The organism is Aerosakkonema sp. BLCC-F183 (assembly GCF_041929145.1).
Classification (GTDB): domain Bacteria; phylum Cyanobacteriota; class Cyanobacteriia; order Cyanobacteriales; family Aerosakkonemataceae; genus Aerosakkonema.
In genome coordinates, this window is record NZ_JBHFNU010000112.1 from 110,670 (window position 1) to 127,412 (window position 16,743).

10 protein-coding genes are annotated in these 16,743 nt (G+C 42.5%); 2 read left to right on the forward strand and 8 right to left on the reverse strand.

Annotated features, from left to right (window positions below):
• The first annotated feature begins 85 nt into the window (after positions 1-85).
• Positions 86-388 (forward strand): hypothetical protein, encoded by a 303-nt coding sequence (locus tag ACE1CD_RS33275; protein ID WP_374827475.1) that lies wholly within the window; start codon positions 86-88, stop codon positions 386-388.
• 42 nt (positions 389-430) lie between these two features.
• Positions 431-685, forward strand: coding sequence for a hypothetical protein (locus ACE1CD_RS33280; RefSeq protein WP_374827477.1), 255 nt, complete (start codon positions 431-433; stop codon positions 683-685).
• Between the two features lie 149 nt (positions 686-834).
• On the opposite strand, the gene ACE1CD_RS33285 is transcribed toward ACE1CD_RS33280, so the two are convergent.
• The 8 genes from ACE1CD_RS33285 to ACE1CD_RS33320 all read right to left on the reverse strand — a co-directional run.
• Entirely contained in the window at positions 835-2,964 is a 2,130-nt protein-coding gene (locus ACE1CD_RS33285) for an NHLP family bacteriocin export ABC transporter peptidase/permease/ATPase subunit (protein WP_374827478.1), read from the reverse strand.
• 256 nt (positions 2,965-3,220) lie between these two features.
• Positions 3,221-4,867 carry an NHLP bacteriocin system secretion protein gene (locus tag ACE1CD_RS33290; RefSeq protein WP_374794935.1) on the reverse strand — a complete coding sequence of 549 codons (1,647 nt, stop codon included), beginning with the start codon at positions 4,865-4,867 and terminating at the stop codon, positions 3,221-3,223.
• Between the two features lie 17 nt (positions 4,868-4,884).
• Complete coding sequence (locus tag ACE1CD_RS33295; RefSeq protein ID WP_374827479.1) at positions 4,885-5,910, reverse strand: cyclic nucleotide-binding domain-containing protein; 1,026 nt, start codon at positions 5,908-5,910, stop codon at positions 4,885-4,887.
• Positions 5,911-5,974: 64 nt separating this feature from the next.
• A complete protein-coding gene (locus ACE1CD_RS33300; RefSeq protein WP_374827480.1) occupies positions 5,975-8,611 on the reverse strand; it encodes a CHAT domain-containing protein in 2,637 nt (878 codons plus the stop codon).
• A 27-nt stretch (positions 8,612-8,638) separates the two neighbouring features.
• Positions 8,639-11,356 (reverse strand): filamentous hemagglutinin N-terminal domain-containing protein, encoded by a 2,718-nt coding sequence (locus ACE1CD_RS33305; RefSeq protein WP_374794932.1) that lies wholly within the window; start codon positions 11,354-11,356, stop codon positions 8,639-8,641.
• Between the two features lie 165 nt (positions 11,357-11,521).
• Complete coding sequence (locus tag ACE1CD_RS33310; protein WP_374794931.1) at positions 11,522-12,145, reverse strand: Nif11-like leader peptide family RiPP precursor; 624 nt, start codon at positions 12,143-12,145, stop codon at positions 11,522-11,524.
• Positions 12,146-13,057: 912 nt separating this feature from the next.
• Positions 13,058-13,669 carry a Nif11-like leader peptide family RiPP precursor gene (locus ACE1CD_RS33315; RefSeq protein WP_374827481.1) on the reverse strand — a complete coding sequence of 204 codons (612 nt, stop codon included), beginning with the start codon at positions 13,667-13,669 and terminating at the stop codon, positions 13,058-13,060.
• A gap of 418 nt (positions 13,670-14,087) precedes the next feature.
• The coding region (locus tag ACE1CD_RS33320) for a type 2 lanthipeptide synthetase LanM family protein (protein ID WP_374827482.1) at positions 14,088-16,743 on the reverse strand (2,656 nt) is incomplete at its 5' end.

Here is a 16,743-nt window from a genome sequence, read left to right on the forward strand (position 1 = left end):
ATTTTGTGGCGCTGGGCGGCAGATTGAGGCTTTCACTTTGTATTCCGAGTGTCTGCCGTTCGCTATTATTTCCTATTTTAAATCAATGCCTAGTTCTTTAATGCTCGGTTCTATCAATGCCTTCGCAATTCTGGGACAAGGGATTGTCTGGATGATTGCAGGACTTATCGCTGGGGTGTTAGTTGGTATACCCTTCTATTTCATAGCTTTGTCTTCCAAGAATAGCTCTACCGAAACAGCTACAAAAGCAACAATGTTTGTGGTTGCTTCAATTACTTTAGCTGGATTGTTAATCGGTGGATATCAAGAATTCGATAAGCAACACCGTTCGATAATCAACAACGAGCGAAGAGAAAATGTTCCGACTCTCACTAGCCCGCAGCTATGAAAATGTTATCCAAGAAAGGCATCCAATAAACAGAGAATTACTATGACCCTTTTTGTTAACTATGGAAAAGTTTTGGCTGTTTCTAACTATGGACGAAATATTAGAGTCGATATTGAACGCTTTGGAATATATGATATGGAATTATTTCAAGAAATTCGAGCCAAAGTAGGGGATACTGTTGAAATAAAAATTCTTAAAGAACTGCAACCAGATTTTTCAGAAACAACGACATTTACTTTTATTTCACATTTGAAGTCGGGGAATGGTTCAAATATTCTCAGTTGTTATTCTTGGTAGCAGCAGCTATCGAGCATACAGTTGCTGAACTTAAACGCCGAATTGATTCGTTGAAAGTGTTGAAGTTGTCGCCCGTGCCTAACCCACCCTACGATTATATCGGTTTGTATAATCACCACAAAAACGGGAGATACTATATTATTGATATCTCAAGTGTACACTTTGCCTTTCTCGACTACAATGATGCGATCGCAATCTCGAATTGTGCTGAGGCGATGCGCTATTACAATACAAGAACAACCGCGTCGGCGCAGATTGCGATCGATAATTAATTCGGTTTCCGTATCTAAAGAACTCGTCGCTTCATCTAACACTAATACTGAAGGATTCATCACCAAAGCTCTGGCAATTTCTAACCGCTGGCGTTCTCCCCCACTAATATTTGTGCCTGCTTCGGAAATTTCGGCGTCGTATCCTCCCGGCATAGATAAAATGCGCTCGTGAATTGCCGCATCCTGACAAGCTTGCACTAAGTTTGCTTCCGTAACTGTTGAGTTCCAAAGGGTAAGGTTTTCTCGCACAGTTCCTTTAAACAAAAAGATATCTTGTTCGACCATTGCGACTGAATTTGCTAACATCAAGCGAGGAATTCGATCGCGAGGAATACCATCAAACAGAATCTCACCTTGCCAAGGCGTATATAAACCTGCAATTAGCTTGGCAATTGTCGATTTACCAGCACCGCTACCGCCAATTATTGCCACGCGCTGTCCGGGTTTTAAGCTTAAATTAAAGTTTTCAATTAAGGGAGATTCCAGACGATTATAGCCAAAGGTAAGATTGCGTAACTCAACATAACCTTGCAGTTTGGGGGATTGGGGACTGGCGAAAGATAAAGCATTATTCTCTCTTTCTACTTCCGGATCGACAGGATTTTGCCAAATATCATCAAGCCGTTCTAAATCCGCTTCTAGTAGTTGCAAAGTGCTGCCAAAATTCACCAAACTATTAACAGGCCCTAAAAAGCTGCTGACTAAACTTTGATAAGCAACTAACATCCCAACAGTCAGGCTACCTTCCATCACCCGCAAACCGCCAAATCCTAAGAGAGCCATGCTTGCTAGGAAACTCAAAATTGTTGGTAATAATGTTAAGATTTGACTCTGTAAAGCTAATTCTTGCTGTGCGTTAATCGCTTTAGTATTGTACCCGGCAAACTTAGCAAATAAATCGGAATCAAGACCGGAAGCTTTGACAGTTTCGAGGGATTGAAGACTGTCAACGATCGCACCTGAAACTTTACCGCTTTCTTGGCTAATCCTTAAGTTAGCATCAACGCGAAAACGGCGTATTACTTGCAAGGTAATAATATTAATTGCGGCGAAACAAACTGTCATCAGTGTCAGCACTTTGTCATACATAACCATGAGAATGGCGTAAAATACCAGCATCACGGTATCGATAATCGTGGTAGAAACGCTATTCAATACATTGACAATTTTGCCATTAAGTGCAACGCGATTGACGATTTCTCCGGCAAAACGCTGAGCGTAAAATGTCACTGGCAAACGTAAAATATGCCAAATAAACTGTCCTGTCATCATTGCCGATAACTTAATTGTCAGCCGTCGTATGTACATGAGCCGCAATCTTGATAACAAACTCTGAAATATGGCTGTAACTATCATCCCTAACAATAAAGGTCGCAACCAATTATCGCGACCTTGCACGAGGATTTCATCTGTAAAAATTTGGCTAAATGCTGGCAATGCTAAGCGGGGAAAGGTGAGAAGCAATCCGGCAAAGATGGAGAATAAGACTGCATCGTAAGAGTTTTTCAGGCGGGAGTGTAAGGACAAAATTATATTGCGCTTTTGGCCGCCTTTTTTGAATTCTGGGCCTGGTTCTAAAACTAATACAATACCAGTGTAAGCTTGCGAAAATTCTTGTTTAGATACGCGGCGGCGTCCGCTGGCTGGGTCGTTAAGATAGACGCGATCGCGCTTAAATCCCTCCACTACCAAAAAATGATTGAAGTTCCAAAACACGATGTAGGGAGTTGGCAATTCCATTAACGCTTCTAGTCCTTTTTTAAAGCCTTTCGCTTGCATTCCGTAGCGTTTGGCAGCTTTGAGCAAATTGGAGGCGTTACTTCCGTCGCGAGATACGCCGCATTCTTGACGGAGTTCTGTTAAAGGGACAATGCGATCGTAATAAGCTAGAATAATTCCCAACGCAGCAGCACCGCATTCCACTGCTTCCATTTGCAGTACTGTCGGAGTCTTAACGATTTTGGATTTTGGATTTTGGATTTTGGATTTTATCTTTGGGGTTATCATAGGTCATTTATGGCTGATTGCTAATTGAAATTAAATCGGGTATTTCGGGTTTATGGTAGAAAATTTTTGTGTATGTTACAGATAGGTGTGATGGTGGGTTACGGCACGGAAACTTAATTATTGGTTGAAAGTACTGAGCCGATCGCCCGTGCCTAACCCACCCTACAATTAAATAAGTTTTGATTATCACCACAACAACGGGAGAGCCATTAAATCTGAAATCTAAAATCTAAAATCTAAAATCTAAAATCTAAAATTAATTTATGCCGCTCCATTCGCGCAAAAAGGGTAAGATAAATTCTATTGGTGCGCGTTTGTCTATTGTAACTTGTACTGTGGTAGTAGTTCCAGTAGATATTTTTAAATCCGGTGGGCCTTTGGATGAAGACCACTCATAGCCGCTAAAGTTGGAAGGATTTTCTTTTAGTTTAGCCCAAACTTCTATCTGAGATTCCTTCGATTGAGACATCAAACTTTCTACTAACTCTGGATTGCCGATCGTACTGGCAGCACCCTGTTTAGTAACGGGAAAAGGCGACACAGAAATAACAGTACCGACAATACCGCCAAATCTTTCTCGCTTCACAGTCGTAGGTGTAATTTGCATAGCCATTCCCGATTTAACTTGCTTGCCATCTTTAATGCCAAAATAGGTAATAGCTAATAAAGGCTCGTTAGGTTTTTCTACCTCGATTGAACCGATGCGAGTGCCGGGATTAACAACTTGTCCGCCAGTAACTGTCAGTTCTAATATACATCCGCTATATGGAACTTTAATAGTGCTATTAGTCTGAATTTGTTGATCTAATCGTTTAATTTCCTGTTCAATATTCAAAATTTGGTTTTTCCTCGTGTTAGTAGTTTCCAAGTTTTGCTGTTCCAAGCTTTTGTCCTTGGTATCGAGTTCTTTTAAATTTGTTTGAATTTCGGATATTTTACTCAGGTTTTCCAAATATTTTTGTTCGGCTTCCGTTTGTTGAAGATCCAATTGCTTTAATTGAGTTTGAATTTCGCTGATTTTACTGAGGTTATCTAGATAAGCTTGTTCGGCTTGCGCTTCATCGACATCTAATTGCTTCAATTGGGTTTGAATTTCGGAGACACGCTGGAGACTGTCAGTGTATTCCTGTTCTGCTTCCAGGACTCGATCGGCTGCGATCGCACCTTCGTTCAGTAGTTCTTGGCGTCTTTTTACCCTTTCTTGTAGAATGGGAGCTTTTGCTTGTGCATCTCGCAATCGTTGCTGCAAACTTACACGCTGCTGTTTGATAGAATCGCTTCTTTTATTCTTAAGTACAGGCGTTAAAGTCTGCATATCCTGAAGGCGTTTTAGTAAATTTTCTCGCTGCTGTTGAATAGAAACAGTACTTTCTGTTTTCAGCAAAGGCGTTAAAGCTTGCGTATCTTTGAGGCGTTGTTGCAAGCTACTTCGCTGTTGCTGCAACTCCGCTTTTTCTAATTGACGGCGTTGCAGTGCGATCGTTGTAGCTTGCAAATCCTGTTTTTGCAGTTCTTGCAATTTCACAAGTTCGATCTGCCGTTTTTGCTTTAACTCCAGCGGGTCAACTACTGCAAGAATCTCTTCTGGATCGTTAATATCATCGCCATTATCTTTTTTTACGCAATCCCCCACTTTTACTTTTAAGTCCTGAATTTGTCCCGATATGGGGGATTGAATTTCTACTACCTGGCGCGATCGCAGAATCACTCCTTGACCGGTGACGGTAATGGGAATTCTGCCAAAAATACTCCAGAATAGCGCAACGAACACCAATCCACCTAATGCAGCTAAAGGTAGCCAATCTTGAGGATTGACTACTTGCATTAGCTCATCTAGACGTTCCGGTGAAGATAAACGATTTAAAGATTCTTTCCTAAAAATATTTTTCTTTTCTTCAGCCATTGAAACAATTCAAAACCTTAATAATAGTTATTACCGCTTACACGTCTGGCCATCCAGTTAAATCTGGTTCCTGCCAGTGCTGTTTGTTGTAAAGTATCGAGATCTAATTCTCCTTCATACTCAATATCCCCATCGAGATCCGTATTTTGAGCGTAACCGTGTCGGATTAAACCACCGCGCAATCGATCGACTAAAACTACTGCGATCGCACGATAAAATCGAGCAGCAAACTGCATATCCTGTTTTAGTTTAGCCGCTAATTGCTGCTGAGGAATAGCTAACAAAAGCGATTCCTCAAATGATGCAACCGTAGCCGAAGCTTTGCCAGTTTCTACAAAAGACATTTCTCCCACAATTTCGCCACTTGATAATTGATTAATATCTTTGGTGACTCTGCTATTTCCTTCACCAAGAGTAACAGAAACAGCTAATGTTCCATTTATCAAAATGTACACAGCTTCCACAGGTTCTCCTTGTTGGATCAGAATTTTACCCGAAGAAGCATTCACCTGCATCCCACTTTCAATCATCCAATCGATGTCGCTATCATCTAGTATGGCAAAAACAAATAACACTTTTCTCAGAGGCGCTTCGGAAATAACTTTGTTTTTAACTAACAGTGCTGAAACTCGGCGTAACTTCTGGGAAAGCTGTGCCGAAATAGTTTGATAAAAACGCGCTGCAAAACCTTCATCCTGCTGGATTTTATTTTCCAATTGCTGAAAAGACAAAATCAGCAAATTAGTTTTTTCCTTTGCCTTAATTGTTGTTAAAGATGGCTGCTTATCTACAAAAGATATTTCTCCTGCTATTTCACCACTTGCTATCGTGACAATTTCCCGCTCAAGACTGTTATCTTCATCTTCTGAAGACGAGACAAAAACTGTTAATGTTCCTGCCAATAAAATGTACAGTTCGTCGATGGGCTGTGTTTGGCGAATGAGGATTTCCCCCTTATCTATGGTTTTTGTAATGCCCATTGCATTGAGCCAATCCAGATCGCGATCGCTCAATACACCTAACTTAGAAAGTGATAGTTTCATATGCGGTCAACCAACTTTATATTTGAGGTTTAAGATGGTAGATTGACCCCCTGAATATTAACTATTACAACCAATTTCCCACCAAAATAAAAGCTGCCCAATAATAAGGGTGAGAAAAATTTTTCTTGTGTAAAATTGCTTGTTGGGCCTGACGCAAAGCAGACGCTTTTGTCATATCTTTACCTGATTTTTGTTGATAAACTGCCAACTCTTCATAAAATTTAATCATTAGCAAAGCTGTCGCGTCATCGTTAACGCTCCATAAAGATGCTACCGTACTGCGTGCCCCCGCTCGCATGGCCATCCCCGTCAAACCCAAAACCGCTCGCTTGTCTCCTGTTGCGGTTTGACAAGCACTAAGGACGAGTAATTCGATCGGGTTATTTACTCTTGTATCCGCACGTAAAAGACTATCTAGTTCTTTCGCATTAATGCGGTCATCCCATGTGAGAATAAATGTGTCATTCGCCTCAGAACTGAATTGTCCGTGTGTTGCTAAGTGAACAATTGGAAACGAAGAAACTTTGACTTTTGTTTTAAAGTTGGATGTAGTAAAAGACTGATTCAGGAGTTTTTCGGTATCGACTTCATTGGCAATTTTTTCTAATTCAAAATTCACACCGGGAAGTGGTGAAAATCCCTGACGAGCTTCACTCAATCCGGCTGTGAGAACTTCCAATTTCCCCTTTGCTAAAGGTTGAGAATCTACCAATTTTAGACTGGGTGCGATGGCAACGCTGTAGCGATCGATTAAATAGATTTTTCCATCATAAAGGGCGCTCATCGGAATATTTCTTAGGACACCATCCAAGACAAATACTAGAGTTTTAATTCCACTGTTTGCCAATTCTGCTTCCATTGGAGCGAGCAACCAATTGTATACTTTTTGGGAAGGCTCCAAAAAGTTTTTTACCGAAAGTTGTAACCTGGGAACCGTTAGAGCATCTCGCGCTTGCTTAATTGTCGCTTCGATTTCTTCTTGAGATACCGTAGCGGTATAGCGACGCAGAGTTTGCCCAGGCAATGCTAAAATTACTTCCAGTCTATCCGGCAAAATAATTGTCGATAAAACAGCTGCTTTTGGATCGATTTTGTCGATTTCAACAGGGTGAATTTTTAAACAAGCATCCTTAAAAAAATTATCCAACTCGGCGATCTGAAGAGAGTCGATCAAATCCCGTGCTTTCTTAAGATCTGATTCTTCTACTTTCTCTCCAGGCGGTAAGAGTAAATCTACTAATTCCCGGTATACTGGTTCTATGCTTTCTTGAAAAGAAAACTGCGCTTCTGAGCTAATTGCGGCTAAATCGCTGCGGATAGCCTGGAGGGTATTAACTGCTTCGCTATAAGCTGCGATCGCTCCTACTCTATTACCTTGTTGTTTCAAAATTCTTCCCTCTTGCCATTGCCATCGATAGGCAATATCAGAAGCATTAATACCTTGCGCTAAAAGTAACGCTTTTTCCGTCAATTCTTTCGCAGATCCCAACTGTTTGTTATGCTCGTACAATCGACCCAAATTTCCCAATGCGTAGGCTAAGGAGCGTTTATCATTTAAATTTTCAGCTTGTTGGACTGCGGTAGCTAACAATTCAGCTATCTCAGATTTATTGAGAGGATAAACTTCTGCTTTCCGACCCATCTTCATCAGGCTATTAGCCAAATTAATCCGAGCATTAATTGCTATTTGACTGAGAGGTAAACGACTTAAATTTGACTGGATTTGAGGTACTAATTTTATCGCATCTTGCCATTTTTTCTCTTCTACTAACAAACTCAGCATATTCACTTGTACCCGCGTCTGAAGGTATGGTGAAGAAGATGTTTGGACGGCGTTGCGATAGTAATCTAGGGCTGGTTGTGATTTTTTTTGCAATCTAGCTGTATTCCCCAATCCCGATAAACTTGAAGCTATCAGTTCGGGATCTGACAATTTTTGCGAAATTGCTAAGCTTTCTTGTAAAACTTTCTGGGATCGATCTAATTCACCTACTACCCGGAGAGCTATTCCCAAACTTTGCATTCCTTTAACTTTGATTGGTGTATCCGGTTGTTTTTTTAAGTTGGCATTTATTTGGTCTAAAGTTTCGATCGCCTGACGGTATAGCCCCAAGCGTTGCAAAGCTTGAGCTTGGTTAATCTGGCTTTTTGTTATTCCTGTCAAATCTCCTACTTGTTTGTAAATCTCAGCAGCTTGTTTCCAAGTATCCAAAGCTTCTTCCGGCTGACCGACAGACAATTGTAAAAGCCCTTTTACCTCAAAAGCTTGGGCTAATATCCGTTTTTTTTCTACGGTATCTGATTGAGTTTGCAAGCGGTTAAGGCTGTTGGTAATTGCTTCATTTGCCTTTGACAAATCGCCAGTTTGTCGATAAACTAAAGCGAGATTTCGCCAAACCCGCGCTTGACCTAATTCATCGCTTTGGGATGCGTAATTGGCGGCTAGCTGCTGCAAGAGATCGATCGCCTGTTCAAACTGTCCAGTTTCATAAAGTTCCTGAGCTTGTTCTTCCAAACGATTTGTTGTGATTTCGCTTGTTACTTGCGATCTCGACACCTGGGAAATGACCAAATCGCGCTTTTCAATTTGTAGGCGATCGTCTGTATAATACAGCAAACTAGCCGAACTTTTTTCTATCCAAATCGCACAGATAAAAGCTAATATTCCCAGAGTAAGATAAGCTAAATATTTAATTTTCATTTGCCTATTTTTCCCAATCTAAAAATACTATCTTTGGGCTGATGCGCCACAACTGGGATGAATTAAACTAGGAGCGTGTACAGTAGCGACTGGAGCTTCCGCAGTCAGAATAACTCTTCCGTCCGCAGCAACTATCCAGCCTTGCGCTTCCTGAATTCCTGAGTGCTGAGTGAAAATTCTCCCCCGCTCAAGAGATCCCCTCCTCAAGAGCTCCCTCGCTCCCCCACTCCCCCGCTCCCTTCCTGCCCACTCAACAGCTACAATCTCGCTAGTCAAGGGGTCATTGGGATTGGGAGGTAAACCACCCCGTCCCGTCACCACGAAAGAACTGCTCGCCACTTGTTGAGGAGTGCAAAAGTTTCTGGCAACCAATCCTTCTACATCTATCACATTTGTAGGTAATTCCACTAATCCAGCACTGGTATCTACATCCGGCGTATTGATTTCTACAGTACCGCTGAACTGTGCGCCCAGAGAGGAACTGGCGGTGATGTCGCTGGTCAAATCGTTTGGTTCGTTGCGGAACTGGGTGCCAAAGATACCAATAGTATTGATACTTACTTGACCGCCTCGGCTATTTGTCGCATTGGCAGTGATATCGCTATTTCCCAAACCCACTAAGTTATCCGTATTTATATTGATATTCCCGCCTGGGTCAGCACCTGTCGAATTGGTGGTAATGGCGCTGTTGCGGCGTAATATCAAAGATTCTCGTGTTTGGATATTGATGTTGCCCTCTCCTGCTGTGCTGTCAGCTGTCAGATTGCCAGAGTTATCCAGCTGGATAGAGCCAGCCTGAATATCCAAACTACCTGCGGCTCCCGACCCCTCACTGCGTACAGATAAGGCGCTGTTAATTGACTGACCCCCAAGTGTACCCGTACCACTTACTTGCAATAAATCGGTAGCATTTACCGTTAAGGTTCCGCCTGGGCCATCAGCAAAAGCACCGGCTCTAACTGTTCCCCCATTCCCAACAATTAACTGCTCTGCGTTGATGGTTAAATTTCCGCTGGAATTTGGCCCGTAATTATCTGCGGAGATTCTGGCTCCATCCCGGACAATTAACCTGTCGGTGGTAATCCTTAATTCTCCGACTTTACCAGTAGCACCTTCTTCTGCGGAAGCAAACAAACCGCTGCTACCCCGAATCGGATCGGCATCTGGTCTAGCTCCACTCAGTTCAACAGACTCGGAAGCGTTGATAATCAAATCCCCTCCATTGCCTTCACCCAAAGTAGAAGTTGCTATCTGTCCGCCACCTTGAATTGTGAGTCGTCTAGTTTCGATCGTCAAATTGCCGCTATCACCAGTAGCCCCAATATCAACTCCCGCACCAATACCACCAGCTCCTCTTGGATCGGGATTTGTGCCGATCAATTCTACAGACTCGGAAGCTCTCACCGTCAAATTACCCGCTCGACCAGCACTATAAGTATTAGTACCTAACAACGCTCCATCGCGAATAATTAGCCGTCCGGTTTCCACAGTTAAATTTCCCCCATTACCTGTGGAAAAAGCTTGTGCTGATAAGGCGGTGGGAAATAACGGCTCATTGGGTCTGACTCCAATCAGTTCTACCGACTCCGAAGCAAGTACCGTTAAATCTCCTGCATTACCCTCACCGGCAGAGATATTATAAATATTTGCACCATCTCGAAGGATTAATCTCCCAGTTTTGACGGTTAAGTTGCCAGTTGCGCCAGTTCCATCTGTGAAATTCGATATCTGGGTAAAAATATTAGCTTCACCGAAAGCCGGGTTAAATCCGCCTGATAATTCTACTGATTCGGAGGTATTGATATCTATATTTCCCCCGGATTGGGAAACATTACTGTAATAAATTACCGCTCCTTCGGTCAGTGTCAACCGCCTTGCTTGCACCTGGATATCGCCGCCGCCTTCACCGCTGGTATCGACGATCGCTCCTTGGGATAAGCTGATATCTCGGAAGTTCTGCACCCCATCGTAATTCAACGCCCAACCACTCCTACTCACCTCCCCTGTTGATGAGTGAATTGGACTCAAGTTGACGAAGCTGTTATCGCCAACGCTACCTAACTCAATCCGTCCCTGAGATGCTTTCATTGTGCCGCCTTCTAGCAGCACATCGCCACCCACTAGGGCAAAAGTGCTACCCACAGGTACTTGAAGCGTCGGTTCTGGGGTGCCATCCGCACTTCTGTTGATAATCTGACCGGGATTTGCGCCATATTGTAAGCCCAAGGGAAGATTGATGCTGAGCAAGGGTGGAGCTTGGGGATTTGTGGCGCTAAATTCTATCCCATCGGCAAATCTGATACTACTAGCTGTACTGCCGATAAAGGAACCGTTGAGATCTAGTCTGGAATTGGAGCCAAAAATAATTCCATTCGGATTGATTAAAAATAAGTCAGCATTTCCCAAAACTCCTAGCGTTCCCAAAATTTGGGAAATATTGCCCCCAGTTACTCGCGTCAAAATTCTATCAATACCATCTGGATTGGAGAAATAGACACCCTGTCCTTCGACCACGTTGAATTCGCGAAAACTGTGGAACAGATTGGCACCGCGAATTGCTCCACCATCAATGCGATCGCTCTTAAGATCGTTGATGACCTGTTCGGTAACGACAGAGCTTTCGCTGCCTAAACTGGCATCGGGAACGAGCTGAGCTACTGTATTCTGGCTGGATAAGACAACTCCACCCACCCAGAAACATATCCATATTCTCCAGCAGCAGCCTATCCTGGCATGAGCAGACATTTAGTCTTAAATACAAACTAAGGACAGATTCAGCATAAGCTACTAATGCTTGAAACCAGTGGTGACGATCGCATATTTTAAGATTCGATTCTCCACCGCGATCGACAATGCCCCTCTGCGGCCTTAACGATAACGATACAACCGGACGCAATATGAATTGGTGTTCTAGAGAAGGAGATTAACAACAGAAAAATCTGAGGAGTAAGTCGTTTTACCCGATCTATCCTGCAATATACCCACTGCCAGCCCATCATAAACTATGTTTTTTAGCTCGTAGCTGCCATATATCCCATTTAGATCGGTGACCTCCACTATGCCGTTACCTTTCCAACGCCACACTTCCATATTTTCTAGTGCTTTTTCTAGTTTCTCTCTATCCTCAGTCGAAGCATAAGTTAAGTGGAAACATTGTTGGTTAACGCAAATACCTGTTGGATGCCAATAACTATTGTTAGACATAGCTCTGGCAGACAGGGTTCCGCCCGCAACCGTTTCTAAGTCTTCTTCGCTGAGTTCGTAGTCGTCAAATTCGTCGTCTTTTATCTCGTTTATTTCTTTAGCCCATTCTAGAGCGAATTCCATATCTGAAATTGTAAATTCGTAGCCATTCTCGGCAGCTATTTTCAAAAAATGTTCGGGATTATTAGCGCTTTCTAATTGGGATTTTATCTCACCATCTCGCTCAAGAGCTTTACATAACTCGTAAATTGCTTGTTGGGCTTTGATAAAACGAAACTCTTCTGCTGGTAAATCTTCGGCGTTAATCGTTTGAACTACATTTTGTAACATCAGTAGATACCTCTGAATTTCTTTCTAGTCTGTCCCAATATTCAGTCAATTTTCTGCCCAGTTGCATCCGCTCTTAAATTTGATTCAAACTAATTTTTGCTGGCACTATTTCAATTTTATAACTTCCGCAAGAAAACCGATTTTCTTTAAACAATACTTTCAGCCAAATGAAAAATACTTGATTTGTAGCTTCTTGGGTTGATAAACGAAACTCAACTTCCGATAAATGACGAAATATTGTTTGCACAATCGTGGTTTTAACACGAACGCCACTAATTTTAGATTGTTTGATTAGAGGCCGATCCTCGTTTCTTTTTTCCCCGGCTGAGCCTGGGAATGAGATGGATACTGTTATCTAAAAAGTAGTCTACCACTTAGTAGTATCCCAATTAGGATATTTTTTTGTGCCTACCTAAAGAAAACCGATTTCTCATGCGTTATTACGATGTGTTTTTTAGTGTTACTAGAGTAGTCTATCTTAAAAAAGTTATTTTACCAACTTTAGGTTGTCACATTCTTTAAATCTATCTTTCGGAATAGTATGTGACATCTGAAGTGACATTAGATATTAGTACCTACTGAACTATTTAACATACTAACTCATAATTAATCGCTTTTCGATCTTTGGGGTAAAAAGCGCATTTTGGCGATAGCAAACCCTTATCCAGCAAGCATTTGGGCAAATTAATTAACTTCTCGTGCTGTAACCCATCATGCTTTTTTGTAACATTATAAACATTTTCGATCGCAAACTCTAAAGACCAGTCAAGATAAGGTTAAGCCAGCAAAAACCGGGTTTCTTGTTCGATCGGGCTACTGTTTATGCCCCAATCTTCTCCAAGAAACCCGGTTTATAGATCCTCAATCTTTATTTACAAACAGGCTGTAAGTACAGTGGTAGAGCTGCTGTATTTAGAAATCGATCTGCCATTTAGTCAGATCGGAAAAGTCTAACGTTTTACCCACAGTAGACCCGTCATAAACCAAGTCAGTCAGCATATAGGAAGTTTCTCCATTATATATTCCATCGGTATCGCTGGCTTTGACGTCACCATTACTCAGCAACTCCCATTTATCCATAAATTTAACTATTCGGGTCATGAAGTCTCGGTCTGTTTTGGATTGATAGATTAAGTGAAAACACTGATCGTCAACCACTATACCAGTAGAGTGCCAATAACTATTTACGCTCATTGCCCGTGCTTTAAGCGTACCGCCTGCGACCATCTCCAACTCCTCTTCACCGAGTTCGTAGTCATCAAATTCGTCGGAGTTGAGTTGTGTTTTCTGTAATGCCCAGCCCATCGCAACTTGCAGATCCGAGGCGCTAAACTCATAGCCTTTTTCGGCGGCGATTTCAAAAAAAGCTTGCGGATTTGCAGCAGTTTCTAGTTGGGATTTGAGTTCCTCATCCCGATCGATCTCCATACAAAAATTGTAAATAGCCTGTTGAGTTTTAACAAAATGGAACTCTTCGGGCGGCAAGTCTTCTGCATTAATCGGTTGGATTGGCTCTTGGAACATAATTATTCATCCTTAAATATTGTTGAAGTGGTTTATCAGAAGGATATTGGCAGTTACACCCTTCATGTTGATTAATAATAATCTGCTAAAGTTTGTGACTACTTTGGGTTTCGCTCTATCTACTAATTAATTGTACATATAGATAGATAAAGATTTAATAAAGCTGAGCTAAATTTAGATAAAAATACTATAAAATTTTTATCTAAATTTTTGGTAGATTTCAGCTTATTTTTACATATACTCTTCTCACCTAACGATAACCGGAAATTTTAGCAAGAAAGTTACTAACCCTTCCAAAGCAACCAATTCTACTGAAAATTTTCTTACCCGACTCGACGGAATTGTTTGCTATTGGGAATCTTCTACGTGAAATTTCGTAACTTTTTACTCAATTTATGAAATTTTCTCATAACCTTAATTAGCAGTTACACAATAACACGCAAGGCAGCACTTCTGGATATGCCAGCCGAAGCAGCTGGTAGCCAATTCCAGAAGTCCCTTGAAAGAAACTCGGTGTAAATACAGAGTTGGGCAACTTAGGAAAAAGATAGCCTCCGGCTTGTTCTGCCCGACGCACAGCCCAGGCGGCCCTTTTTTCGGCAACCGCGAGCAATTCGGGGCGAGACAGCGTTTCGGCAGCAAAGAGCAGCATTTCTATACGTCCGAAATTACCGCAGCAGAGACAATCCACATCTTGTAACGTATGTTTTTGCGTTGTCTGTAAACTTACCTGCACATCTCCATCAATTTCATCTGTCTTTAAAATTGACAAACCACCCAAACGGGCTAACCCAATTCCAGTCGCCCCATGACACCAGCTAACCATAAATCCTGGTTCGCCGTTTTGTTGGGCAAAAGCTCGCAAATCGGGCCAATTGGCCGCAACGGCAGAAAAGACACTGTTTTCGTAGGCAATACCTTCCCTAGCTGCATCTAAATAAGCTGGATCTTGGGTAACTGCGTAAAGTCGCAACAGAGCATAGGCAATCCCAGCCGTACCGTGAGAAAAACCGGTATACTGCTTCTGGCCCAAAATTTTCCATGCTTTCGGCTTACCGTTAACGCTAGTGCGATGTGCCAGTAAATGCTGACCGCAAATTATCGCTTTATCTAAAACTCCGGAATCTTTTGTTTCTGAGTGTAGCGCCAACAATCCCAAAATTGCTCCAGCCGCACCGCCAATAATATCAAACTGTTTGTCAGATGCGATGATTTCGGGTGTAATTAAATTAGCAATACCCAAAGCATCTTCTACAAGTGTTGGTTCTTTCAAGAAACGACTGGTCATAACTAAGGTGTAGATAATAGAAGCCAGACCTGTCGCTCCGCCGATGCCACGCCGCACAAATCGGCGGGTAGACTCAAAATCGGCAGTTTGCAAAAATTTGCGGATTGACAGCAACGCTCCCAACGCTAAATCTCGAAATTGGCTAGTTTGCCTGACATAATCTAGGGCTGATAAAAATAAGGCGATACCGCCATTGCCGTTATAAAAATCTTCGGGCAAAGGCATTAGTTGAAAGCGTTCTACATCGGGAATATAGGCAAAGCTAATCCACTTGACGCTGCCATCTGCACCCCAGATTGCCCGTGCTTGAATTTCGGTGGCGATGCGGGTCGCTTCTTGCAGTAATTGTGTTTTGGTTAGCGGGCTAATTTGTGAATATTCAGCTTGATTGATAGATGGGTTATTTTCGGTGACGGCTTTTCGCGCTAACCTGGCATAAAAAGAACCTTTGATAATTTCGATTTGTTGAGTTAAATCTGTCTCATTTAAGTTTTGCAGTAGATTGACAACATCTTGATAGCTGGGTGCTTTAAAATAATCTTCGATCGGTCGATCTAACCCAACAGTGATAGCTTTACTGTTAGTGTAAGCGGCAAAATAGGGAATATCCAATTGTTCCATCGCTTTGACTTCTGCATGGAAAATCGGCCAAGCATCAGGCTTTTGGGTCGCGACGAGAAAAGCGCGGGCTAAGACTTCCAGTTCGATGCTGCGATCGATTCCATTGCGAAGGAATTGGGGGGCGAGACTTTTTTGCAAAATTGACCCATAAATCCTGGTAGCGCGGAAGATAAATCTAACCCGCTGATTTTGCAATATTTCTAGAGGGCTATCTGGTGCTAGCAGCAGTTTTCGCTTTTCTATTAAAAAACGATACATTTGTGCAAAACCGGTTACTATGCGATCGAGATAGCGATCGGGCGATAAGGGAATTCCATTCAAAGTCGCTACATTGCTAGGAATTGGCTTCCCAGGTTCGGGATCGAAGCTGCCTAATGCGCTATTATCGTAGGCAATGCGGTTATTTTTGGTAAACTCCCAATGGGGTAACAATCCCGTGCGTAAAACTGAATCGGAAAATTGTAAATTTACAGATGTGTCAGCTTCAGTTTGTTCTGCTAAATCGACCATAAGATTTACTTCTTGGTGCATGATGCTTTCCATATCGATCAGCACCAAATGTTCGCCGTTAGCGATTAAATTTTCGCGGTGACAATCAACTACTCTGAGTGCATACAGCAGCGCTAATAACATTCCCGATCGCTGATAAAAACGTTGGGCTGCTGCTTCATCTTCACAGGGCAAATGTTCTACGTATTCAACCCAACCGTAAGTTTGCCGATCGCACACTTTTAAAACTTTAAATTGTAAAGGAATACCCTGCTGATTGCACCAAGTTAAAAATTGAGTATATGCCGCTTCTACACCTAATCCCTTGGGTTTGTAAACTAGCTTTAATCCGGATTCAAAAGTAAGTGCAATCACTGTGTACCCGGAATTATGCGGATCGGATAATGAAGGTTTGATGTCGATCGCTTTGCCCAAATAGTTATGTGCAGATGGGAACTGTTTGTGTGCTGAGTGAGAATTCTCCCCTATCCGTATGCTCGTCTGTTCCTCTGCTCCCGCAGGCGAGACGCCTGCGCTACCAGGCGAGACGCCTGCGCTACCAGGCGAGACGCCTGCGCTACCAGGCGAGACGCCTGCGCTACTAGGCGAGACGCCTGCGCTACTAGGCGAGACGCCTGCGCTACTAGGCGAGACGCCTGCGCTACTAGGCGAGACG

Coding starts and splice junctions, on each gene's coding strand:
- ACE1CD_RS33295 (WP_374827479.1), bottom strand. CDS start 5,910: ATGAAACTATCACTTTCTAAGTTAGGTGTATTGAGCGATCGCGATCTG.
- ACE1CD_RS33300 (WP_374827480.1), bottom strand. CDS start 8,611: ATGAAAATTAAATATTTAGCTTATCTTACTCTGGGAATATTAGCTTTT.
- ACE1CD_RS33310 (WP_374794931.1), bottom strand. CDS start 12,145: ATGTTACAAAATGTAGTTCAAACGATTAACGCCGAAGATTTACCAGCA.
- ACE1CD_RS33290 (WP_374794935.1), bottom strand. CDS start 4,867: ATGGCTGAAGAAAAGAAAAATATTTTTAGGAAAGAATCTTTAAATCGT.
- ACE1CD_RS33285 (WP_374827478.1), bottom strand. CDS start 2,964: ATGATAACCCCAAAGATAAAATCCAAAATCCAAAATCCAAAATCCAAA.
- ACE1CD_RS33305 (WP_374794932.1), bottom strand. CDS start 11,356: ATGTCTGCTCATGCCAGGATAGGCTGCTGCTGGAGAATATGGATATGT.
- ACE1CD_RS33280 (WP_374827477.1), top strand. CDS start 431: ATGACCCTTTTTGTTAACTATGGAAAAGTTTTGGCTGTTTCTAACTAT.
- ACE1CD_RS33315 (WP_374827481.1), bottom strand. CDS start 13,669: ATGTTCCAAGAGCCAATCCAACCGATTAATGCAGAAGACTTGCCGCCC.
- ACE1CD_RS33275 (WP_374827475.1), top strand. CDS start 86: ATGCCTAGTTCTTTAATGCTCGGTTCTATCAATGCCTTCGCAATTCTG.